Origin of the sequence: Streptomyces sp. NBC_00358, from assembly GCF_036099295.1 — a bacterium.
In the GTDB taxonomy this organism is placed as follows: domain Bacteria; phylum Actinomycetota; class Actinomycetes; order Streptomycetales; family Streptomycetaceae; genus Streptomyces.
Genome location: NZ_CP107976.1, coordinates 6,941,600 through 6,963,348, shown reverse-complemented (window position 1 = coordinate 6,963,348; position 21,749 = coordinate 6,941,600). Strand labels below are relative to the sequence as shown.

The 21,749-nt window shown below is 70.2% G+C and carries 18 protein-coding genes and 1 pseudogene; 10 read left to right on the top strand and 9 right to left on the bottom strand.

The genetic code is table 11. The features are described from left to right. Positions 1-33: 33 nt before the first annotated feature. Positions 34-447, bottom strand: coding sequence for a hypothetical protein (locus OHT01_RS29670; RefSeq protein ID WP_328556172.1), 414 nt, complete (start codon positions 445-447; stop codon positions 34-36). A 237-nt stretch (positions 448-684) separates the two neighbouring features. Between OHT01_RS29670 and OHT01_RS29665 the strand changes: the two genes are divergently transcribed. After that, on the top strand, positions 685-1,632 hold the full coding sequence (locus OHT01_RS29665) for a hypothetical protein (RefSeq protein ID WP_328556171.1): 948 nt from the start codon (positions 685-687) through the stop codon (positions 1,630-1,632). 110 nt (positions 1,633-1,742) lie between these two features. Here OHT01_RS29665 and OHT01_RS29660 read toward each other — a convergent pair whose 3' ends face one another. Further along, positions 1,743-2,174 (bottom strand): Rieske (2Fe-2S) protein, encoded by a 432-nt coding sequence (locus OHT01_RS29660; RefSeq protein WP_328556170.1) that lies wholly within the window; start codon positions 2,172-2,174, stop codon positions 1,743-1,745. Positions 2,175-2,456: 282 nt separating this feature from the next. Here OHT01_RS29660 and OHT01_RS29655 point away from each other — a divergent pair, with 282 nt between their 5' ends. Both OHT01_RS29655 and OHT01_RS29650 read left to right on the top strand, forming a co-directional pair. Continuing rightward, on the top strand, positions 2,457-3,521 hold the full coding sequence (locus OHT01_RS29655) for a LacI family DNA-binding transcriptional regulator (protein ID WP_328556169.1): 1,065 nt from the start codon (positions 2,457-2,459) through the stop codon (positions 3,519-3,521). After that, the gene (locus OHT01_RS29650; protein WP_328556168.1) at positions 3,518-4,429 is read left to right on the top strand and encodes a carbohydrate kinase family protein; all 912 of its coding nucleotides are present in this window, start codon (positions 3,518-3,520) and stop codon (positions 4,427-4,429) included. Before OHT01_RS29655 ends, OHT01_RS29650 begins: the two co-directional genes overlap by 4 nt. Positions 4,430-4,568: 139 nt before the next feature. Here the strand turns inward: OHT01_RS29650 and uvrA are convergent, their stop codons facing one another. Beyond that, positions 4,569-7,619 (bottom strand): excinuclease ABC subunit UvrA, encoded by a 3,051-nt coding sequence (gene uvrA / locus OHT01_RS29645; RefSeq protein ID WP_328556167.1) that lies wholly within the window; start codon positions 7,617-7,619, stop codon positions 4,569-4,571. Positions 7,620-7,842: 223 nt separating this feature from the next. Between uvrA and OHT01_RS29640 the strand changes: the two genes are divergently transcribed. The 5 genes from OHT01_RS29640 (at position 7,843) to OHT01_RS29620 (ending at position 12,002) form a co-directional block, all read left to right on the top strand. Next, a complete protein-coding gene (locus OHT01_RS29640) occupies positions 7,843-8,532 on the top strand; it encodes a maleylpyruvate isomerase family mycothiol-dependent enzyme (RefSeq protein ID WP_328556166.1) in 690 nt (229 codons plus the stop codon). A gap of 9 nt (positions 8,533-8,541) precedes the next feature. Beyond that, positions 8,542-9,198 carry an MBL fold metallo-hydrolase gene (locus OHT01_RS29635; protein WP_328556165.1) on the top strand — a complete coding sequence of 219 codons (657 nt, stop codon included), beginning with the start codon at positions 8,542-8,544 and terminating at the stop codon, positions 9,196-9,198. Between the two features lie 247 nt (positions 9,199-9,445). Further along, positions 9,446-10,330, top strand: a complete 885-nt coding sequence (locus OHT01_RS29630) for an ABC transporter substrate-binding protein (RefSeq protein ID WP_328556164.1) — start codon at positions 9,446-9,448, stop codon at positions 10,328-10,330. Then, positions 10,327-11,238 (top strand): amino acid ABC transporter permease, encoded by a 912-nt coding sequence (locus OHT01_RS29625; RefSeq protein ID WP_328556163.1) that lies wholly within the window; start codon positions 10,327-10,329, stop codon positions 11,236-11,238. The genes OHT01_RS29630 and OHT01_RS29625 overlap by 4 nt, the downstream gene beginning before the upstream one ends. Next, complete coding sequence (locus tag OHT01_RS29620) at positions 11,235-12,002, top strand: amino acid ABC transporter ATP-binding protein (RefSeq protein WP_328556162.1); 768 nt, start codon at positions 11,235-11,237, stop codon at positions 12,000-12,002. Before OHT01_RS29625 ends, OHT01_RS29620 begins: the two co-directional genes overlap by 4 nt. Positions 12,003-12,155: 153 nt before the next feature. Here OHT01_RS29620 and aroQ read toward each other — a convergent pair whose 3' ends face one another. Continuing rightward, positions 12,156-12,629 carry a type II 3-dehydroquinate dehydratase gene (gene aroQ, locus OHT01_RS29615; protein ID WP_328556161.1) on the bottom strand — a complete coding sequence of 158 codons (474 nt, stop codon included), beginning with the start codon at positions 12,627-12,629 and terminating at the stop codon, positions 12,156-12,158. An 86-nt stretch (positions 12,630-12,715) separates the two neighbouring features. On the opposite strand from aroQ, the pseudogene OHT01_RS29610 reads away from it, so the two are divergent. Both OHT01_RS29610 and OHT01_RS29605 read left to right on the top strand, forming a co-directional pair. Continuing rightward, a pseudogene (locus OHT01_RS29610) lies at positions 12,716-12,844 on the top strand (LD-carboxypeptidase); the annotation flags it as partial. A gap of 60 nt (positions 12,845-12,904) precedes the next feature. Then, the gene (locus OHT01_RS29605) at positions 12,905-14,206 is read left to right on the top strand and encodes an MFS transporter (protein WP_328556160.1); all 1,302 of its coding nucleotides are present in this window, start codon (positions 12,905-12,907) and stop codon (positions 14,204-14,206) included. A 7-nt stretch (positions 14,207-14,213) separates the two neighbouring features. Here the strand turns inward: OHT01_RS29605 and OHT01_RS29600 are convergent, their stop codons facing one another. The 5 genes from OHT01_RS29600 to uvrB form a co-directional block, all read right to left on the bottom strand. Further along, on the bottom strand, positions 14,214-15,314 hold the full coding sequence (locus tag OHT01_RS29600) for a calcium:proton antiporter (RefSeq protein ID WP_328556159.1): 1,101 nt from the start codon (positions 15,312-15,314) through the stop codon (positions 14,214-14,216). Positions 15,315-15,497: 183 nt separating this feature from the next. Next, positions 15,498-16,487, bottom strand: coding sequence for a TerC/Alx family metal homeostasis membrane protein (locus OHT01_RS29595; protein WP_328556158.1), 990 nt, complete (start codon positions 16,485-16,487; stop codon positions 15,498-15,500). A gap of 320 nt (positions 16,488-16,807) precedes the next feature. Then, positions 16,808-18,835 carry a TerD family protein gene (locus tag OHT01_RS29590; RefSeq protein WP_328556157.1) on the bottom strand — a complete coding sequence of 676 codons (2,028 nt, stop codon included), beginning with the start codon at positions 18,833-18,835 and terminating at the stop codon, positions 16,808-16,810. 41 nt (positions 18,836-18,876) lie between these two features. Then, the gene (locus OHT01_RS29585; protein ID WP_328556156.1) at positions 18,877-19,455 is read right to left on the bottom strand and encodes a TerD family protein; all 579 of its coding nucleotides are present in this window, start codon (positions 19,453-19,455) and stop codon (positions 18,877-18,879) included. A gap of 160 nt (positions 19,456-19,615) precedes the next feature. Further along, on the bottom strand, positions 19,616-21,748 hold the full coding sequence (uvrB, locus tag OHT01_RS29580; protein ID WP_328556155.1) for an excinuclease ABC subunit UvrB: 2,133 nt from the start codon (positions 21,746-21,748) through the stop codon (positions 19,616-19,618). Position 21,749: the final 1 nt, after the last annotated feature.

Here is a 21,749-nt window from a genome sequence, read left to right as displayed (position 1 = left end):
TCCGTCCGGGCGTCCCGGCGTTCCCTCGCCCTGTCAGCCGCGCCGCCGGCGCAGGGCGCGCGAGACGCTCAGGACGAGCGCGACGAGGGCTCCCGCCCCGGCCGTCGCCGACGCCACCACGACGAAGGGGTCGGTCGCGGCGGCGTCCCGGGTATCCGCACCTCCGCGCCCGGGTCCCCTGTCGCCGCCCCCGCCCCGTCCGGGTCCCCTGTCGCCGCCCCCGCCCCGTCCGGGTCCGCGGTCGTCCCCGCTCGCCGCGCGTTCCATCCTGGGGGCGCCGTGCCCGGCCGCCGCGCCGAGCCGCGTGGGCGCCGATCGCGCGAGCGGCCCCGCGTGCACGGGCGTGCCGGGGTGACCTGCCGCGGGCCCGGCGGCCGCGGCCGCCGGAGTGGCTCCCAGGGCGGCCAGAACCGCGGCGAGAGCGACCAGTCGTCGTCTGTGGCGCATCGTGTCTGCTCCGGAGTGGGGGTCGGGGAGGGAAGGAGCGCGTCCGGGGGCTGCGGTGAGCCATGTTGAGCATCAGGTGTTGTCGGGACTTGGTCAACACGCTTCAATGCGGGGGAACTCGGGGCGTGAACGGCGAAACCCGCCGGTGAACAGCCCCCGCGCGCCCACCGGGCGGCGCCGAAGAACCGCTCGAACGGCCTGACCAGCCGTCGTGAACATCCACAGAAGGGCCCCTGCATGCGGTACGGCAGACAGCACGCGGACGTCGCCACGGCGGAACTGGACACGGCCTTGCGGGGCGGCCCCTTCCATGTCGCACTGCGCGCCGCGATCACCGCCCGCGGGCTGCCGCTGCAACGCGTCCAGCACCATCTGTCGCGCTACGGCGTCAAGGTCGGGGTGACGAGCCTGAGTTACTGGCAGCAGGGCGCCCGGCGCCCCCAGCGGCCCGAGTCGCTGCGGGCCGTCCGCGCCCTGGAGGAGATACTCCAGCTGCCCGACGAGTCCCTGATAAGACTGCTGGCCGAGGCCGAGGAGCGACCTGATCCGGAGCGCCCCACGAGGCGTTCGTACCGCTCCCTGGTCGAGGCTTCGAGCGTCCTGGAACGATTTTTGGCCGAACTGGAGTCCCCGCTCGACGGCGGTCTGCACACTATCGGCCATCACGAACGGGTCCGCATCGGCGCCCATCGCGAACTGCTGGGCCGCGAATCGCAGCACATAGCGCGCGCCCACAAGGACGGCGTCGACCGCTACATGGCCATCCACCACGGCGACCCGGGATGCTCACCGGAGCGGACCGCCGTCCGGGCTCTGGAGAACTGCCGTACGGGCCGGGTGCGCTGGCACCGCGACACCGGCGTGCTGGTCGCCGAACTGCTCTTCGACACCCGGCTGCGGGCAGGCGACACGTACCTCTTCCGGTACGCCTTCGAGGACGGCACGGCCGGGACGTCCAGCGAGTACGTCCGGGGGTTCGGCTTCGCGGGCGGGCAGTACGCGCTCCAGGTGCACTTCGCGGAGAACGCGCTGCCCGTGCGCTGCCACCGGTTCACCCAGCACTCGGCGGCCGCCCCGCGCAGCGGCCGCCAGGAACTGCCGCTGAGCGGCCGCCACCGCTCGGTGCACCTGGTCGAACAGCGCGTGCGGTCGGGGATCGTGGGCATCGGCTGGGACTGGGAGTGACCACCCACCGGGGTGCGGAACCCGGGCCCGTCCACCTCGCGCTCCAGGGCTGTCGCCGGCCCCGTCCGGTCCACGCTCCGGTGCGGCAACCGGCTCGATCCGGCCCGCGCTCAGGCGCCCGGCCCGGCGACGATCTTCCCGCTCTTCTCCTCGACGGGCAGCTCGTGGAGCGGCACGGTGGCCGGGGCCCTCAGCACCTTGCCCGTCGTGGCGTCGAACTCGCTGCCGTGACAAGGGCATACGAGCGTCGTGCCCTGCAACTTGTTGATGGCGCACCCGGCGTGGGTGCAGATCGAGCTGAACGCCTTCAGTGAACCGTCCTCGGCACGGCTGACCACGACGTTCTCGTCCTGGTACAGCTGAGCACCGCCCTTGGCGACCTCGCTCTCCGCGCCCAGGACGACGGGAGCGGTCGGCGTCGCGGGAGTTCCGCCACCGCCACCGCCGCCCCCGGAGCAGGCGGCGAGGCCGAGCCCGGCGACCGGGGCGAGCGCCGCTCCTCGCAGGACGGTACGACGGGTCGCGGACGGACGGCCGGACATGGCATCTCCACTGGTCGAGGGTGCTCGCGGACACTCCGCCGAGCGCGACGACTCAGAACACGGCGAGGGTTGTCGCGCGTCGACCATACCGGTACAGATCATTCCGCTCACTGCGGGGCCGGTCGGCGCGATCCTGGACGTAAACGCTTACGCAAGCGTATGCGTAAGCGTTTACGTCAGGCGCTGACGGGATATGTTCACGGGCGGACGACCGGGTTCCGTGCGGATCGGCACCCGGGTTCCTTCACGGGCGGGCACCCGAGTGCGAGAGGAGGGAGTGCCATGGCGACGATGGTCGACGTGGCCCGACGGGCAGGCGTGTCCATCGCGACCGTCTCGCACGTCCTCAACGACACCCGTCCGGTGCTGCCCCGCACACGTCAGGCCGTTCTCGACGCGATCGAGGAGCTGGGCTACACGCCCAACACCCTCGCCCGTTCCCTCGTCACCTCCCGCACGCGGTCCATCGGGCTCGCGGTGTCGGCCATCAGCAACCCGTACTTCACGGAGACCCTCCAGGGTGTCGAGGCCGGAGCCCTGGAACACGGCTACGGCCTGCTGATCGCCGATCCGCACGACGACCCCGAGCACGAGCGCACCGTCGTCCGACTGCTGCACGAACGACGCGTGGACGGCATGGTCATCGCGCCCTCGGCGACCCCCGCCGCACTCCTGCGGTACCTCGCGCGGCACGACGTACCCACCGTCCTCCTGGACCGGCTCGTGGACTCCCCCGCCGACGGCTTCCGCCACGACCAGGTCTGTGCCGAGAACACCGGGCCCATGGCGGACCTGGTCACCCACCTCGCCGAGCGCGGGCACCGGCGCATCGGGCTGATCGCGGGCCTGCCCGGACTCAGCACCACGACGGAGCGGATCACCGGCTACCGCCACGGCCTCGCGCACGCCGGACTCCCTTACGACGAACGGCTCGTGGCGCACGGCGACTCCCGGGCGGGTACGGCCGAGGAGGCCACCCACCGGCTGTTGTCCCTCGGGGCGCCGCCCGGGGCGCTCGTCACCGCGAACAACGCCATGACCATCGGCGCCCTGCGGGCCCTGCGCGACCGGGGCCTGTCCGTGCCCGGCGACCTGGCGCTGTGCTGCTTCGACGACTTCTCGTGGGCGGATCTGTTCACGCCCCGGCTCACCGTGATCGCCCAGCCCGGCAAGGAGATCGGTGCCACCGCGGTCCGCCTGCTCCTGGAGCGGCTGGCGTCACCGCACCGCGAGAGCCGCACCGTCCGGCTTCCCTCCGTCTTCGTCCACCGCACCTCGTGCGGCTGCCCCGAGAGCGCCGTTCGTCCCGAGAGCCCCGAGATACCGAGGAAAGGACCCGCGTCGTGATCGTCGTCGCCGGTGAGGCCCTGATCGATCTGGTGCCGCAGGGCGCGGGCGCCCTGGCGGACCTGCTGCCTCGTCTCGGCGGCGGCCCCTACAACACGGCGGTGGCACTCGGCCGCCTCGGCTCCCCCACCGCGTTCTGCTCCCGCGTCTCACGCGACGCGTTCGGCGAGGCCCTCCTGGCCGGACTGGGCGACGCCGGCGTCGACGTGTCGTCCGTGCAGCGCGGCGACGAACCGACGACCCTGGCCGTCGCCACGATCGGCACGGACGGCTCGGCCGCGTACTCCTTCTACGTCGAGGGCACGGCCGACCGTCTCTTCTCGGCCCCGGCGCGACTCCCCGACGCGGCGCGGGCGGTGTCCTTCGGCACCTGTTCACTCGTCCTGGAACCCGGCGCGAGCGCGTACGAGGAGCTGATGCGGGCCGCCGCCGCCCGGGGCGTCTTCACGACCCTCGACCCGAACGTCCGCGCCGGTCTGATCCCCGACCCGGACGCCTACCGCGCCCGGTTCAGGAGCTGGCTGCCGTCGGTCTCCCTGCTCAAGCTGTCCGAGGAGGACGCCCGTTGGCTCGGCGGCACCCCTCGGGAGTGGCTGGCCGCCGGCCCCGCGGCCGTGGTCGTCACGCAGGGCGGAGACGGTCTCACCGCGTTCACCCGGGACGGCTCGGTCCACTCGGTGCCCGGCGAACCGGTCGACGTCGTGGACACGATCGGCGCCGGTGACACCGTGAACGCGGCCCTGCTGCACGGCCTGGCCACCCGGAACGCCCTGTCCGCCACCGCACTCGCGGAACTGGGCCCCCGCGGCTGGACCGAACTCCTGCGTTTCGCGGCCCGCGCGGCGGCCGTCACCTGCTCCCGCGCCGGAGCCGAACCGCCGTACGCCCGCGAACTCGGCGACCTGTAGGAACGCCCGTCCGCCAACCCCACGGTTCCGAACCGCGGCAGCCAAGCAGTCAAGGTCGCAACGGGCGGCGCCCCGCGGGGAGTTCCCGTGGGGCGCCGTGTGGTGGGGAGTCGCCGGGCCGACGCGCGGACCGGTCGGATCAGGCCTTGCGGGCCCGCGTGGTCTTCTTCGCGGGGGCCACCTTCTTGGCGACCGTCTTGGTGGCGGTCTTCTTCGCCGCGGCCGCCTTCTTGGTGGCCGTGCTGTTGACGGTCTTCGTGGCCGCCTTCTTCGCCGTCGTCCCGGCGGCGACCGTCTTCTTGGCGGCCGTCTTCCGGGGGGCCTTCACGGGAGCGGCGTCGCTGATCCGGTCGGCGCCGAGGATCTCGCGCAGGAATTTGCCGGTGTGGCTGGCCGGAACGCCGGCGACCTCCTCGGGCGTGCCCTCGGCGATCACGAGACCGCCGCCGTTGCCGCCCTCGGGGCCCATGTCGATGACCCAGTCCGCGGTCTTGATGACATCGAGGTTGTGCTCGATGACGATGACCGTGTTGCCCTTGTCGACCAGACCGGACAGCACCGTGATGAGCTTGCTGATGTCCTCGAAGTGCAGGCCGGTGGTCGGCTCGTCGAGCACGTACACCGTGCGGCCGGTGGAGCGCTTCTGGAGCTCGCTGGCGAGCTTGACGCGCTGCGCCTCACCGCCGGACAGCGTCGGCGCGGACTGGCCGAGCCGGACGTAGCCGAGGCCGACGTCGTTGAGCGTCCTGAGGTGGCGGGCGATCGCCGGCACGGCCTCGAAGAAGTCGAGCGCCTCCTCGATCGGCATGTCCAGGACCTCGGAGATGGACTTGCCCTTGTAGTGGACCTCCAGGGTCTCCCGGTTGTAGCGCGCCCCGTGGCAGACCTCGCAGGGGACGTAGACGTCCGGCAGGAAGTTCATCTCGATCTTGATCGTGCCGTCGCCGGAGCAGTTCTCGCAGCGGCCGCCCTTGACGTTGAAGGAGAAGCGGCCGGGCAGATAGCCCCGGACCTTCGCCTCGGTGGTCTCGGCGAACAGTCTGCGGACGTGGTCGAAGACTCCGGTGTACGTCGCCGGGTTGGAGCGGGGCGTACGGCCGATGGGCGACTGGTCGACGTGCACGACCTTGTCGACGAGGTCGTCGCCCTCCACGCGCGTGTGCCGCCCCGGCACGTTCCTCGCGCCGTTCAGTTCACGGGCCAGGTGCGTGTACAGGATGTCGTTGACCAGCGTCGACTTGCCGGAACCCGATACGCCGGTGACGGCCGTGAGGACGCCCAGCGGGAAGGACACGTCGATGTCCTGGAGGTTGTTCTCGCGGGCGCCGTGCACCGTGAGCCTACGGCCCGGGTCGGCGGGCCGGCGGATGTCCGGGGTCGGGATCTGCCTCTTGCGCGACAGATACTGGCCGGTGATCGACTCGGCGTTGGCGAGCAGTTCCTTCAAGGGTCCGCTGTGCACGACCTTGCCGCCGTGCTCGCCCGCGCCGGGGCCGATGTCGACGACCCAGTCGGCGACCTTGATGGTGTCCTCGTCGTGTTCGACGACGATGAGTGTGTTGCCCATGTCGCGGAGGCGGACGAGGGTCTCGATCAGCCGGTGGTTGTCCCGCTGGTGCAGGCCGATGGAGGGTTCGTCCAGGACGTAGAGGACGCCGACGAGCCCGGAGCCGATCTGGGTGGCAAGGCGGATGCGCTGGGCCTCACCGCCGGAGAGGGTGCCGGCCGCGCGGTTCAGCGACAGGTAGTCGAGGCCGACGTCGACCAGGAAGCGCAGCCGTTCGTTGACCTCCTTCAGGACGCGCTCGGCGATCTTCTTGTCGCGTGCGTTGAGCTTCATCGCCCCCAGGAAGTCCGCGCAGTCACTGATCGACATGGCGGCGACCTCGGCGATCGACTTCTCCATGACGGTGACCGCGAGGACGAGCGGCTTGAGGCGCGTGCCCTGGCAGGTGGGGCAGGGCACCTCGCGCATATAGCCCTCGAAGCGCTCACGGCTGGCGTCGCTCTCGGACTCGCCGTGCCGCCGCTTGACGAAGGGGACGGCCCCTTCGAAGGGCGTGGTGTAGACGCGCTCGCGTCCGTACCGGTTGCGGTAGCGGACCTCGATCTGCGTCTTGTGGCCGTAGAGCAGGGCCTTCTTCGCGCGCTGCGGCAGGCCGGCGAACGGGATGTCGGTCCGGAACCCCAGCGCGTCCGCGAGAGCGCCGATCAGCCGGCCGAAGTAGTCCTTGGTGTGCCCGTGCGACCAGGCGTGGATGGCGCCCTCGTCGAGGGACTTGTCCTCGTCGGGGACGATCAGCTCGGGGTCGACCTCCATGCGCGTGCCGATACCGGTGCACTCGGGGCAGGCGCCGAAGGGCGAGTTGAAGGAGAAGGAGCGGGGCTCCAGCTCCTCGAAGGACAGGTCGTCGTACGGGCAGTACAGGTGCTCCGAGTACATGCGCTCGCGCTCGGGGTCGTCCTCGGGAAGGTCGACGAAGTCGAGCACGACCATGCCGCCGGAGAGCCCGAGGGCGGTCTCCACGGAGTCGGTGAGACGGCGCTTGGCGGAGTCCTTCACCGTGAGGCGGTCGATGACCACCTCGATGGTGTGCTTCTCCTGCTTCTTCAGCGTCGGCGGCTCGGTGAGCTGGATGGTCTCGCCGTCGACCCGGGCACGGCTGTACCCCTTGGTCTGGAGATCGGCGAAGAGGTCGACGAACTCCCCCTTGCGCTCGCGCACCAGCGGCGACAGGACCTGGAAGCGGCTCCCCTCCGGGAGCTCCAGGACCTTGTCGACGATGGCCTGCGGCGACTGGCGGGAGATGGGGCGCCGGCACTCCGGACAGTGCGGCTTGCCGATGCGCGCGAAGAGCAGCCGCAGATAGTCGTAGACCTCGGTGATGGTGCCGACCGTCGAGCGCGGGTTGCGCGAGGTCGACTTCTGGTCGATGGAGACGGCCGGGGAGAGACCCTCGATGAAGTCCACGTCCGGCTTGTCCATCTGGCCGAGGAACTGCCGGGCGTACGAGGACAGGGACTCCACGTAGCGCCGCTGGCCCTCGGCGAAGATCGTGTCGAAGGCGAGGGAGGACTTGCCCGACCCCGACAAGCCCGTGAACACGATGAGCGAGTCGCGCGGGAGGTCGAGCGAGACATTCTTCAGGTTGTGCTCGCGCGCTCCACGGACGATGAGACGGTCGGCCACGCCGGTCCGCACCTTTCTTCAGAGAAGTGACAGGGGCCGCAGGCCCCCGTCTTCTCAGACTAGGGGGAGCCACTGACAGCGCCGGTTGCTTTCCCTGCTTCACAACAATCCCGGGCCATCCAGCATGCCCGACGCCGCCTCCGAGCTTATAGCACGCGTATTCGATTTACGGCCGTGGCCGACCAGCTTCACCCGAACGTGTGGCGGGGCTAGGGTCGACCTCATGATGGATCATGTGCGCGACCTGGCGTCTGTACGTGACGCGACGGAGCGACTGCTCACCGCAGCCGCCAAACTGGACAACGCCGCCGTGGCCGAACCGTCACGGCTTCCCGGCTGGAGCCGCGGGCATGTGCTCGCTCACCTGGCCCGCAACGCGGACGCCCTGGTGAACGTTCTGGAGGGGCGCCCCATGTACGCCTCCGCGACCACCCGGGACGCCGACATCGAGCGGGACGCGCCGCGCCACCTGGACGCACAGCTGGCCGACGTGCGCGAGAGCGCGGCCCGCTTCGGGGAGACGGGAGCCGCTCCCGCCGACTGGTCCCGCACGGTGGAGCTGCGCAACGGGGTCACGGACTCCGCGGCCCGGGTGCCGTTCCGACGGTGGGTCGAGGTCGACCTGCACCATGTGGATCTGGGCATCGGCTACGAGCTCGAGGATCTGCCGGAGGAGTTCGTGATCCGGGAGATCGGCTTCCTGGCGGAGCGGTTCGGCGGGCACAAGGACGTACCCCCCACCGTGCTGGACGCCGGCGACGGCCGGATGTGGACCACGGGCGGTGGAGCCGGGGGCGGATCCGTCACGGTCCAGGGCCCGGCGGCCGATCTGCTCGGCTGGCTGTGCGGCCGCCGCGACGGCTCGCGGCTGGCCGTCGACGGCGGGCCGCTTCCGGCGCTCCCTCCGCTATAGGCTGCCGTCATGACGTACAGCGGAGCGGTGACGGTCGGCGGCCCTGCCGACGTGCACGAGCTGCAGAACCTGATGATCTCCAAGGTCGCCGTCGGCCCGATGGACAACAACGCCTATCTGCTGCGCTGCCGGGCCACCGACGAGCAGCTCCTGATCGACGCGGCGAACGACGCCTCGACACTGCTCACCCTGATCGGTGACGACGGCATCGCCTCCGTCGTGACGACCCATCAGCACGGCGACCACTGGCAGGCTCTCGCCGAGGTCGTGGCCGCCACGGGCGCCCGCACCTACGCGGGCCGGGACGACGCGGACGGCATCCCGGTGCCGACCGACGTCACCCTCCAGGACGGCGACACGGTCAAGGTGGGGAACGTGGAACTCACCGCGCGCCACCTGGTCGGGCACACACCGGGCTCGATCGCCCTCGTCTACGACGACCCGCACGGTCACCCGCACGTGTTCACGGGCGACTGCCTGTTCCCCGGCGGGGTGGGCAACACGCGCAAGGACCCGGACGCCTTCGCCCGTCTCATCCACGACGTCGAGACGAGGATCTTCGACGTACTGCCGGACGAGACGTGGGTCTACCCCGGCCACGGCGACGACACGACGCTGGGCGCCGAGCGCCCGCATCTGCCGGAGTGGCGCGCACGAGGCTGGTGAACGCGAGCGCGGGGCACGCACGCGGGGCATGACGCCTCGCGTGCGTGCCCGGCGCGCGGCGCAGAGTCCCCCACCCCGTCGGACCGACCCCGCAACCTCTCCACCGCCCGCGGCCGATGAGTCCGGGGCGCGCGTCCGGACCCGTCGCGTCCAGGGTGTTCACAGGACTGCAACACACGTTCCCACCATGCGGACAATTGTTGCCGTGACCTGGACAAACAGCATGGTTCGCTGTCACTCTCCCGCCATGCATCTCGCCCAACACGCCCTGCGGCGCGCCGCGTCCGCCAGCACCGTCGCCCTGCTCGCCCTCGCCGTGGGCTGCGCCCCGCAGCCGGAGGAGAAGGCGTCCGGCAAGGGGTCCGGAAGCACCGCCGAGACCTGTGCCAAGGGCTCGTTGCGGACGCAGACCTCGGGCAAGCTCACCATCGCGACGGACGAGCCCGCCTACGAGCCGTGGTTCAAGGACGACAAGCCCGCCAACGGCAAGGGCTTCGAGTCGGCGGTGGCGTACGCCGTCGCGCGGCAGCTCGGCTACGCCGAGGGTGCTGTCGTCTGGCAGAGCGTGCCCTTCAACAAGGCCTTCGCGCCCGGTGCGAAGACCTTCGACTTCGACATCAACCAGGTGTCGATCAGCGCCGAGCGCAAGAAGGCCGTGGACTTCTCGTCCGGCTACTACGACGTGCGCCAGGCCGTCATCGCGCTGAAGGGCTCCAAGGCCGCGAAGGCGAAGAGCCTCGCGGACCTCAAGGGCCTGAAGCTGGGCGCCCAGGTCGGCACCACCAGCCTGAACTACATCGACGACGTGGTGAAGCCCGCCCGGCAGCCGGCCGCGTACGCGAAGAACGACCAGGCCAAGTCGGCGCTGAAGAACGGCCAGGTGGACGCCATCGTCACCGATCTGCCGACCGCCTTCTACATCACGGCCGCCGAGGTGACCGACGCGAAGATCGTCGGGCAGTTCGAGAACCAGGGTGGTACGCCGGAGCAGTTCGGGCTCGTCCTCGACAAGGGCAGCGCGCTGACCTCGTGCGTGACGAAGGCCGTGGACGCCCTGCGCGCGGACGGCACGCTCGCGCGGATCGAGAAGCAGTGGCTGTCCGAGGCCGTCGACGCCCCGGTGCTCAAGTGACGCAGATGAAGGAGGAGTCGGGAGAGGACACCGCCGAAGGCGACATGCCCGGCGGGGGCGACGGCTACGTCCCCTCGCGGCGGAGGATCGAGCGCGAGCGCCATCGGCGCGCCCGCGCCCGCCGTTCGACGGCCGTCGCCGCGCTCTCCACACTCCTCACGGCCGTGGTGCTGTACCTCGTCGTCGTCGACGCGCCGGGCTGGCCGCGCACGAAGGAGACGTTCTTCGACGCGCCCTACGCGCGCGAGGCCTTCCCGAAGGTCCTCGAAGGCCTCTGGCTGAATCTCCGGCTGTTCGTCGTGTGCGGTGTCGTGGTGCTGGTGCTCGGCACGCTGATAGCCGTCGCCCGTACCCTGCGGGGCCCGATGTACTGGCCGGTGCGCGCCCTCGCCACGGCGTACACGGACTTCTTCCGCGGTCTGCCGCTGATCATCTGTCTGTCGATCGTCGTGTTCGGCGTCCCGGCGCTCCAGTTGCAGGGCGTCACCAACGACCCCGTCCTGCTGGGCGGCACGGGCCTGGTCCTGACCTACTCGGCGTACGTCGCCGAAGTCGTCCGCGCCGGCATCGAATCCGTCCATCCCTCGCAACGGGCCGCGGCACGTTCACTGGGCCTCACCACGCGGCAGACGCTGCGCCATGTGGTGCTGCCGCAAGCCGTACGCCGTCAGGTGCCACCGCTCCTCAACGACATGGTGTCCCTGCAGAAGGACACCAGCCTCGTCTCCATCGGCGGCGCCGTGGAAGCGATGCGCTCCGCTGACATCATCGTGGGCCGCAGTCTCAACTACACGGCGTACATCGTCGCGGCGCTGCTGTTCGTGGCTCTGACCATTCCCATGACGCGCTTCACCGACTGGGTCACCGCCCGTATGGACCGGCGCCGCAGCCAGGGAGGCACCGTATGAGCAAGGCCCCCGTCCCCGGCGGTCCGATGCTGCGGATGGAGTCCGTCCGCAAGACCTTCGGTGACTCCGTCGTACTGCGGGACGTCGATCTGGAGGTCGCCCCGCACACGGTGACCGCGCTGATCGGCGCCTCCGGGTCCGGCAAGTCCACGCTGCTGCGCTGCGCCAACCTCCTGGAGGAGATCGACGACGGCGCGATCTGGCTGGACGGCGAGGAGATCACCGACCCGCGGGCCGATCAGGACGCGGTACGGCGGCGGATCGGCGTCGTCTTCCAGGCCTACAACCTCTTTCCGCACATGACGGTCCTGGAGAACATCACCCTCGCCCCGCGCCGGGTGCACGGCGTGCGCCGCGCGGAGGCCGAGGCACACGCGCGTGAACTGCTGGAACGGCTCGGGCTCGGTGCCAAGGCGGGTGAGTATCCGGACCGGTTGAGCGGCGGCCAGCAGCAACGGGCGGCGATCGTGCGGGCCTTGGCCGTACGCCCCAAGCTGCTCCTCCTGGACGAGATCACCGCCGCCCTGGACCCGGAACTCGTGGGCGAAGTCCTCAGCGTCGTGCGTGACCTGAAGGAGGACGGCATGACCATGGTCCTGGCCACGCACGAGATGGGCTTCGCCCGCGAGGTCGCGGACCAGGTCTGCTTCCTGGACGGCGGCGTGATCCTTGAACGCGGCACGGCCGAGCAGGTCTTCGGCGACCCGCAGCAGGAACGCACGCAACGCTTCCTCAAGCGGATCGTGGCGACCGGACGCCTCTGACCTCAGGCGTCCGCCACCCCTGACGTCCGTCACCACGGCGTCCGCCACCCCGGACGTCCGGCACCACGGCGTCCGCCACGCCTGGCGTCCGTCACCGCGGGCGGACGTCACCGCGGGCGGACGTCACGGCGGGCGGACGCTTCCCCACGACGGTCATGTGTCCGCGCGCCCCGTCCCCGCGAGTGCCGCCACCCTCTCCACCCCGAACGCGTACCCCTGCACCCCGCAGCCCGCGATGACCCCGTCGGCACGCAACGACACATACGAGTGGTGCCGGAACTCCTCGCGCTGGTGGATGTTGGAGATGTGGACCTCCACCACGGGAAGTCCGTCACAGGTGTTGAGCGCATCCAGGATGGCGACCGAGGTGTGCGAGTAGGCGGCCGGGTTGATCACGATCCCCGCGTGGTTCAGCCGGGCCTCGTGGATCCAGTCCACCAGTTCACCCTCGTGGTTGGACTGCCGGAAGTCCACCGTGCCACCGTGCGCGGCCGCGGCCTTGGCGCACAGCGCCTCCACGTCCGCGAGCGTGTCGGAGCCGTAGATCTCCGGCTGCCGCTGCCCGAGAAGGTTCAGGTTGGGCCCGTTGAGAATCATGATCGGGGCGCTGGCGAGGGTGCGGGGCACGTTTCCTCCGGTCCTTCGGGTCTGCCGGCCCGTCAAGGACCGCTGCTCGGACCCGGTCTACCACGATGCACCGAAAGGGTGACGGCTCGTACGCCCCCGCCATGATGGTCGTCTTCGATGTGGACCTCGGGCACACCGATCCGCAGATCGTCCTCCCCTACGGAGGGGCCGGCCGGGTCGGCGGACGGGCCCGGCGCATCACCGTCACCTGCTGACGCACACCGCGCTCCCGCACGCCCCCGTAACCGCTGATCACTGTGGGTAGTTGATCCGGCATGCACGACGTACGCACCGTAAGGGCACCCTCCATGCTGCGGCTCGCGGCCGCCTCGCTCGCCGGGACGGCCATCGAGTTCTACGACTTCTTCGTCTACGGGACCGCGGCCGCCCTGGTGCTCGGACCGTTGTTCTTCCCGACGTTCTCGCCGCTGGCGGGGACACTGGCCGCCTTCGGGACCTTCGGCGTCGGCTTCGTCGCCCGTCCACTCGGGTCGGTGCTGTTCGGGCACATCGGGGACCGGCGCGGGCGGCGGCCGGTCCTGCTGGCCTCGCTGCTCCTGACCGGCGCGGCGACCGTCGCGGTCGGCTGTGTCCCGACGTACGACAGCATCGGTGCCGCCGCTCCCGTGCTTCTTCTGGTGCTGCGTTTTCTGCAGGGTCTCGGGCTCGGCGGCGAGTGGGGAGGAGCCGTGCTGCTGACGGCCGAGCACGCGCCGGCCGAGCGGCGCGGCCTGTGGGCGAGCTTCCCCCAGATCGGCCCGTCCGCCGGGTTCGTGCTGGCCAACGGCGTGATGCTGGCCCTGTCGGCGACGCTGTCCGACGCGCAGTTCGCGCAGTGGGGCTGGCGAGTGCCGTTCTGGGCGGCGGGGGTGCTCGCGGCGGCCGGGCTGTGGCTGCGTGGTTCGCTCGCGGAGAGCCCGCGGTTCCTGGAGGTGGGGGACCACGCGCGCGTGCCGCTCGCCGAGGTGGTGCGCGACCACTGGCGGCTCGTCCTGCTGACGGCCGGCGGACTCGCCGTCGGATACGCCGTGTTCTACGCGGTGACGACCTGGGCGCTCGCCTACGGCGTGGAACGGCTCGACGTGAGCCGCACCGTCATGCTGACCTGCATCATGGCCGCTGTGGTGGTGAAGGGTTCACTGACACCGGTGATGGCGCTGCTGGGAGACCGCTACGGACGGCGGCCCCTGTGCCTGGCGGGCTGCGCGGGCGCCGCTCTGTGGATGTTCCCGATGATCGGACTGCTGTCGACCGGCGAACCCCTGCTGATGTTCCTCGGCTTCCTGGTGGCGCTCATCGCGTTCATCACCATGTTCGCGGTCATCGGCGCGTATCTGCCGGAGCTGTACGAACCCCGGGTGCGCTGCACGGGCGCGGCCGTCGGATACAACCTGGGCGGGGTCCTCGGCGGCGCGCTCACCCCGATCGTGGCGACGGCGATGGCGAGCGGGGAGCGTGTGCCGTGGGGCGTGGCCGCCTATCTGACGGGGATCGCGCTGTTGAGCCTCGGGTGCTTCGCGCTGCTGCCGGAGACCCGGCCGGTGCCCCGGCCGGTGGTCGTACCCGCCGTCGAGTGACGGCGGGTCAGGGGTTGACGGCCAGTTCCAGATAGGCGGCGAACACGACCAGATGGACGCCACCCTGGAGGGGGGTGGCCCGCCCCGGAACGACCGTCAGGGAACTCACCACCACGGTCAGCGTGAGCAGCACCATCTCGGTGGGACCGAGGCCCAGAACGAGTGGTCCGGAGAGCCAGACGGAGGCCAGAGCCACCGCCGGGATGGTCAGTCCGATGCTGGCCATCGCGGAACCGAGGGCGAGATTCAGACTGGTCTGCACCCGGTCCCTGCGGGCGGACCGCAGGGCCGCGATGGTCTCGGGGAGCAGGACCAGGAGCGCGATGATCACACCGACCACGGAGTGCGGCATACCGGCGGCCTCGACCCCGGACTCGATGGCGGGCGACACCCCCTTGGCGAGGCCGACCACACCGATCAGGGCCAGGCCGAGCAGTCCCACGCTGATCCCGGCTTCCCGGGCGGACGGGGCGTCGGCGTGTTCGTCCACGTCGATGACCTGGCCCTGTCGGGTGATCGGCAGGAAGTAGTCGCGGTGCCGCACGGTCTGGGTCGTCACGAACAGGGCGTACAGGACCAGGGAGGCGACCGCGGCGAAGGTGAGCTGCGCGGTGGAGAACTCCGGACCTGGCTTGCTGGTGGTGAAGGTCGGGAAGACGAGACTGAGCGTGGCCAGCGTGGCGACGGTCGCCAGGGCGGCCCCGGTGCCTTCCGCGTTGAAGACGGCGAGTCCGTGGCGCAGCGAGGCGACGAGCAGGCACAGGCCCACGATCCCGTTGCAGGTGATCATCACCGCGGCGAACACCGTGTCACGGGCGAGTGTGGAGCTCTTGGCCCCGCCGTCCACCATCAGGGTGACGATGAGGGCCACTTCGATGATCGTGACCGCGACAGCGAGGACGAGGGATCCGAAGGGTTCACCCACTCGATGGGCGATCACCTCGGCGTGATGCACCGCGGCCAGCACGGAGCCCGCGAGGACCAACGTCACCAGGGCGACAACCGCGGCGGGCAGGTCGCGCCCCCAGGTGAAGGCCAGCAGCACCACCGCGATCACGGGGACCACGGTGGTCCACCGCGTCGCGAGTGACCGGAGGCGAACGATCATGCCGCGATCGTCGCAGCAGGAAGCGTGCCCCGCACTCCGGCGGCGCGAGCCCCGCCCCGGGCCGCGCGGCGGACGGACTGCCCCGCGCGGGAGACGGCCGGGTCCCGGGCTACCTCCGGAAGCGGTGGCGGGCAATGCGCCCCGCACCGCTCCCGGAGGTAGCTGTCGCCGCGTACGACCGGGTCAGACGTCGACGCTTTCCTTCGGGGCGCTCTCGGCCCGCTCACGCGCCGACTGCCTCCTGGTGGCGGTCAGGCTGGTGATCGTGGTGACCACGAGGACGGCGCAGATCACGCCGAGCGAGACCGGGATGGATATCTCGGGAACATGGACGCCGGTCTCGTGCAGCGCGTGCAGGACGAGCTTGACGCCGATGAAGCCGAGGATGACCGAGAGACCGTAGCTGAGGTGGACGAGCTTCTTGAGCAGGCCGCCGATGAGGAAGTAGAGCTGCCGCAGACCCATCAGCGCGAACGCGTTGGCCGTGAAGACGATGTACGGGTCCTGCGTCAGGCCGAAGATCGCGGGGATCGAGTCGAGCGCGAAGAGCACGTCGGTGGTGCCGATCGCCAGCATCACAACCAGCATCGGCGTCATGACGCGCTTGCCGTTCTGCCGGATCCACAGTTTGGTGCCGTGATAGCGGTCGGCCACGCCGAAGCGCTGCTCCGCGGCCTTCAGCAGCCTGTTCTCCTCGAACTCCTCATCGTCCTCGTCGGCCCGGGCCTCCTGGATCAGCTTCCAGGCGGTGTAGATGAGGAACGCGCCGAAGATGTAGAAGACCCACGCGAAGTTCGCGATGATCGCGGCGCCCGCGGCGATGAATATCGTGCGCAGGACGAGCGCTATGAGCACGCCCACCAGGAGCACTCGCTGCTGGTACTTGGAGGGCACCGCGAACTTCGCCATGATCAGGACGAAGACGAAGAGGTTGTCGACACTCAGCGATTTCTCGGTGATGAAGCCGGCGAAGAACTCCCCGGCCGGCTCTCCACCGGCGAAGAGGAGCAGTCCGAGTCCGAACAGCCCTGCGAGGGCGATCCAGACGACGGTCCAGATTCCGGCTTCCTTGATCGATACGTCGTGCGGCTTGCGGCCGATGAAGAAGTCGACCGCGATCAGTGCGGCCAGCCCCACGATGGTCAGGACCCACAGGGTCAGGGAAACATTCACTGCGCCTCCGGCAGTACGTAACGGCAGATTTCAGCGTCGTTCGCCACCGGAGGTCTCTTCCACCCGAGGCCGGCGGGGCGCTGGGTGCGCCCCGGAGCCTGCGGGCCGACGCCCCGGGATCTGACTCGATCCGTATTGACGGGTGCGTCGCAGCAGGTAGGGAGTACTCCCCTCCGTATGGAAAAAGAGTACCCGAATCACCAAGGAAAGGTAAAGGGTTTAGTAAAAGACGAACCAAGTTGGCTGGTCGGAGCGCTTTGCCGATGCTTGACGAAGCCGCCTGGCGATCGCTGAGGTCCGGGAGTCCGAAGGAGTCGGCGTCAGCGGTTCCACGACCTCCGGGCCGCCGCCACCTGCGCGAGGACCTGTTGCAGCACCTGGCTGTTCGCGGGAACGAGAGCAGGCTCGTACGTCCACGCGTGTCCGACCCAGGGGTCGGCGAGATGGTCGTCGGGCACCGGCGTGATCCGCAGCAGCGACCGCCAGAGGGGGTCGAGCAGCGGTCCGTACGCGGCGGCGTCCTCCCGGTCGGCCACCATCATCAGATGGACACCGACGGCCGGCCCCTCGTCCGCGAGGTAGCGGAGCTGGGTCACGGCACGGTCGTCGAAACCGTGCGGGAAGTCGTTGACGATCAGCAGTTGCTCGGCGGTGTCGAGGTCCGGCGGCAGTGCGTCGGCCGCTCCCCCGCGCATCGCCATCTGCACCAGGTCGACGCGCTGGGTGAGCCGGGTCAGTACCTCCGCCACACCGGCGGCACCGACGGCCGGCGGCCTGTCCAGCACCCCGGACCGCGTCAGAGGCGCCAGGGACGAGGCTCCGGCGCCGGCCGGGTCGATGACGTGCACGGTGAACTCGCCCACGGGATACACGGCGAGCAACCGGGCCGCGTGCGCCACGGCGGTGTCCATGGCCAGGCGTCGCACCTGGTCGGAGTCCGCGAGCGTGCCCTCAAGAGAGGCACGACCGCTGTCGATCCACAGGCCCCGTTCCAGCGGCAGGCGTACCAGCATCGGGATGCTGAGGTTCTCGCTCTCGGGCAGGCGGAGGTCGCCGAGCCGCAGCGCCATGGGTATTTCCATGGGTGCGCGGTAGCCGTGCCAGACCGGGTTGTCCCAGCGTGCGCAGGCCATCGGCAGCGCGGGCTCCACCACTTCGGTCTCGGCGACGAGCTGGGCGAGATCCCGGTCGAGGACGGCTCGGGCCTGGTCGACCAGGTGCGCGTGTTTGGCGCGGGCGGCTTCGCGCGCGGCCTCGCCCTGCCCGCCGATCCGGCTGCGCGGGTCGGACAGGACCTCGTCGAGCTCCTTCTCCATGCGCGAGTCGGCGAAGTCGACCGCGCTGCGGTACGCGGCGACGGTCCTGGCCAGGTCCTCGAACATCCCCCACACCTGGTTGTACAGCCGCTCCTCCATGGACCAGCCGGTCGCGTCGCCCGCGACCGGCTGCGCGGGCTGTCCGGGCTGGGCCGGAGGCGCGGTCGGCGGGGGCGGCGGCGGAGCGGTGGTCTGCCGGCCGGGGTGGCTGTAGTCGACGGGGCCGACGGCGGGCGGCGACGGCTGGGTGACCGCGGAGGTGTCGGGCTGCGCCGAGCCGCCCGGACCCCCGGTCTGCGGAGCCGTGACTCCTTGCTGACCTGGCGTGTCGTACGGGGACTGCTGCGGCGCCACGGTCCCGGGGACGCCCTGCGCTCCGGGCCCGGCGTACGGCTGATCCTGTCCCGGGGCCGAGCTGGCCGCCTGCCGTGACCGGTCCGCGTCCGGGCTGCGTGGCGGGGGAGCCGCCACGGACCGCGCGAGGCCCCTCGCCACCGCTTCGTTGATACTGCCCGCGAGCTGCCGGGCCTCGGGGAGTCCCTGGTCGGTGAGGAGATCGGCGAGGCCGCCCGCGTAACCCTGGCCGACCGCGCGGACCTTCCAGGCGCCTTGCCTGCGGTAGAGCTCCAGGGCCACCACGGCGGACTCGGCGTCCAGGCCGGTGAGGGTGTAGGTGGCAATCTCGGAACCGTCGAGGCCGGTGACCGCCACGAAGGGGGCGGCCACAGCGCCGAACCGGACCGGGCCGCCGACCCCGGCGGGCAGCGCGAGCAGCACGCTGACCCGGTGCACGGTCGGCGGCAGGGCGTCCAGGTCGAAGGCGAGCCGGTGATCGGCCGCCGCCTGCTGGGAGACCTCGAGCCCGGGGAGCGTGGGCGCACCCGGGTGGGCCACCCACTCGACGCCTCGGACCCTGCCTTGCTCGTCGCTGAGCGTGGCCCCGGCCACGATCGGCTTCCCGGCCGAGACACGGACCTCGAGACGGACCTGGGAGAGCGGGTGGTTCTGCCCCCTGACCAGCTCGGCCGTCATCGTCTTGTCCCCCTATGTCGCTGCGTGCGTGTGCCGACCGCCTACAGGTGCGGCAGGATCGCGGGCATCAGGTCCTGGAAGGTGCGGCCGTTGGCCGGCGCGCCGAGGGCCGTCATCTGCCAGCCGGTTCCGGAGCGGTGCACCTTCGCCATGATCTGGGCCGTGTACTGGCCGCCGCCGGCCAGGGTGTAGCGGGCGAGCTCCTGGCCGTTGGTCTCGTCGACCAGACGGCAGAACGCGTTCTGCACTTCCTGGAAGGTCTGGCCCGTGAAGGAGTTCACGGTGAAGATGATCTGGTCGATGTGGACCGGGACGCGCTGCAGGTCGACGAGGATGGACTCGTCGTCACCGCCCTGGCCCGCGCCGCCGACCACGTTGTCACCGGTGTGCCGCACCGAGCCGTCGTCACTGACGAGATGACGGAAGAACACCACGTCGACGGGCTGCTTGTCCGCGAACAGCACGGCGGAGGCGTCGAGGTCGATCTCGCGGGTGCGCGAGCCGAACAGGCCGCGCCGAGGAGCCGCCTGCCAGCCGAGTCCCATGCGGACCGCGGTCAGCGTGCCCCCGTCGTTCTTCTGCAGACTGATGGCCTGACCCTTGGTCATGTTGACCGTCACGCGCTGTTCCCCTCTCGAACTGTCCCCTGTTGCCGCGGAGTCCGCGGATGAGCAGAACCCTACGCAGCGGCACCGACAGCGCCGAACCCTGGGGCGGACTTTGTGTCGGTCTTGCAACACAGTGCGCATCAGCCGAGGTCCGGCGTCGCAGGAGCGGCCGTCAGGCGATTCCCGCCTCCTTCATCTGCCGCAGCTCCTTCTTCATCTCGGACACCTCGTCGCGCAGCCGGGCCGCGATCTCGAACTGGAGATCGGCTGCCGCGGCGCGCATCCGCTCCGTCATCTCCTCGATCTGCCCGGCCAGTTCGGCCGCGGGACGGTCGGTCGGGACGGTCTCCTTGCCCTTGGCGGACTTGGCGGCCCGGGCCGCCTTGCCGCCCAGCGCGGGCACGGGGGCCTTGGCACCCTTGCCGTCCTTCGTCTTGCGGTAACCGGAGCCGAGCAGCTGCTCCGTGTCGACGTCCTCACGGGCGATCTGCGCCACGATGTCGTTGATCTTCTTGCGGAGGGGCTGCGGGTCGATGCCCCTCTCCTTGTTGTAAGCGATCTGCTTCTCCCGGCGGCGGTTGGTCTCATCGATGGCCTTCTCCATCGCCGGGGTGATCTTGTCCGCGTACATATGGACCTGGCCGGAGACGTTGCGCGCCGCGCGGCCGATGGTCTGGATGAGGGAGGTTCCCGAGCGCAGGAATCCCTCCTTGTCGGCGTCGAGGATCGCGACGAGGGAGACCTCGGGAAGGTCGAGGCCCTCGCGCAGCAGGTTGATGCCGACCAGGACGTCGAACTCGCCGGCGCGCAGTTCGCGCAGCAGCTCGACGCGGCGCAGGGTGTCGACGTCGCTGTGCAGGTAGCGGACCTGGATACCCAGTTCCAGGAAGTAGTCGGTGAGGTCCTCGGCCATCTTCTTGGTGAGCGTGGTGACCAGGACGCGCTCGTCCTTCTCGGTGCGCTGCCGGATCTCGTGCACCAGGTCGTCGATCTGGCCCTCGGTGGACTTGACGACGACCTGGGGGTCGATGAGGCCGGTGGGGCGGATGATCTGCTCGACGAAGCCGTCCGATCGGGATAGCTCGTACTTCCCCGGGGTCGCCGAGAGGTAGACGGTCTGCCCGATGCGCTTCTGGAACTCCTCCCATTTCAGGGGGCGGTTGTCCAGTGCGGAGGGCAGCCGGAAGCCGTGGTCGACGAGGGTGCGCTTGCGGGAGGCGTCACCCTCGTACATCGCGCCGATCTGCGGAACGGTGACGTGCGACTCGTCGATGACCAGCAGGAAGTCGTCCGGGAAGTAGTCGATCAGGGTGTTCGGCGGGGAACCGGGCTCACGGCCGTCGAAGTGCATCGAGTAGTTCTCGACGCCGGAGCAGGAGCCGATCTGGCGGAGCATCTCGAGGTCGTACGTCGTCCGCATGCGCAGGCGCTGGGCCTCCAGGAGCTTGCTCTGCTTCTCCAGCTCGGCGAGGCGCTCCCCCAGCTCCTTCTCGATGTCGTTGACGGCGCGCTCCATGCGCTCGGGACCCGCCACGTAGTGGGACGCGGGGAAGACGTAGATCTGCTCGTCGTCGGTGATGACCTCACCGGTGAGCGGGTGCAGCGTGGACAGTGCCTCGATCTCGTCGCCGAACATCTCGATGCGGACGGCGAGCTCCTCGTACACCGGGAAGATCTCGATGGTGTCGCCGCGGACCCGGAAGGTGCCACGCGCGAAGGCCACGTCGTTGCGCGTGTACTGGATGTCGACGAAGCGGCGCAGCAGGTCGTCGCGGTCGATCTCGTCGCCGACCTTGAGGCTGACCATCCTGTCCACGTACTCCTGCGGAGTACCGAGGCCGTAGATGCAGGACACCGAGGCGACCACGACGACGTCGCGGCGGGTCAGCAGCGAGTTGGTCGCGGAGTGGCGCAGGCGCTCCACCTCCTCGTTGATCGAGGAGTCCTTCTCGATGTAGGTGTCCGACTGGGGGACGTAGGCCTCGGGCTGGTAGTAGTCGTAGTACGAGACGAAGTATTCGACCGCGTTGTTCGGCAGCAGCTCGCGGAACTCGTTGGCCAGCTGGGCGGCGAGCGTCTTGTTCGGTGCCATGACCAGCGTGGGGCGCTGGAGCTTCTCGATCATCCACGCGGTGGTGGCGGACTTGCCGGTGCCGGTCGCGCCCAGCAGGACGACATCCTTCTCACCTGCGCGGATGCGCTTCTCCAGATCGGCGATGGCCGTGGGCTGGTCACCGCCCGGCTGGAAGGAGCTGACGACCTCGAAGGGCGCCACCGAACGTTCGATCTTGGATACGGGCCGCATG

Bases quoted from the DNA above. Each gene is read 5' to 3' on its own strand.
- OHT01_RS29605 (WP_328556160.1), top strand. From the start codon at position 12,905: ATGCACGACGTACGCACCGTAAGGGCACCCTCCATGCTGCGGCTCGCG.
- OHT01_RS29630 (WP_328556164.1), top strand. From the start codon at position 9,446: ATGCATCTCGCCCAACACGCCCTGCGGCGCGCCGCGTCCGCCAGCACC.
- OHT01_RS29600 (WP_328556159.1), bottom strand. From the start codon at position 15,314: ATGATCGTTCGCCTCCGGTCACTCGCGACGCGGTGGACCACCGTGGTC.
- OHT01_RS29620 (WP_328556162.1), top strand. From the start codon at position 11,235: ATGAGCAAGGCCCCCGTCCCCGGCGGTCCGATGCTGCGGATGGAGTCC.
- OHT01_RS29665 (WP_328556171.1), top strand. From the start codon at position 685: ATGCGGTACGGCAGACAGCACGCGGACGTCGCCACGGCGGAACTGGAC.
- OHT01_RS29660 (WP_328556170.1), bottom strand. From the start codon at position 2,174: ATGTCCGGCCGTCCGTCCGCGACCCGTCGTACCGTCCTGCGAGGAGCG.
- OHT01_RS29670 (WP_328556172.1), bottom strand. From the start codon at position 447: ATGCGCCACAGACGACGACTGGTCGCTCTCGCCGCGGTTCTGGCCGCC.
- OHT01_RS29635 (WP_328556165.1), top strand. From the start codon at position 8,542: ATGACGTACAGCGGAGCGGTGACGGTCGGCGGCCCTGCCGACGTGCAC.
- uvrB (WP_328556155.1), bottom strand. From the start codon at position 21,748: ATGCGGCCCGTATCCAAGATCGAACGTTCGGTGGCGCCCTTCGAGGTC.
- OHT01_RS29640 (WP_328556166.1), top strand. From the start codon at position 7,843: ATGATGGATCATGTGCGCGACCTGGCGTCTGTACGTGACGCGACGGAG.
- OHT01_RS29590 (WP_328556157.1), bottom strand. From the start codon at position 18,835: ATGACGGCCGAGCTGGTCAGGGGGCAGAACCACCCGCTCTCCCAGGTC.
- OHT01_RS29655 (WP_328556169.1), top strand. From the start codon at position 2,457: ATGGCGACGATGGTCGACGTGGCCCGACGGGCAGGCGTGTCCATCGCG.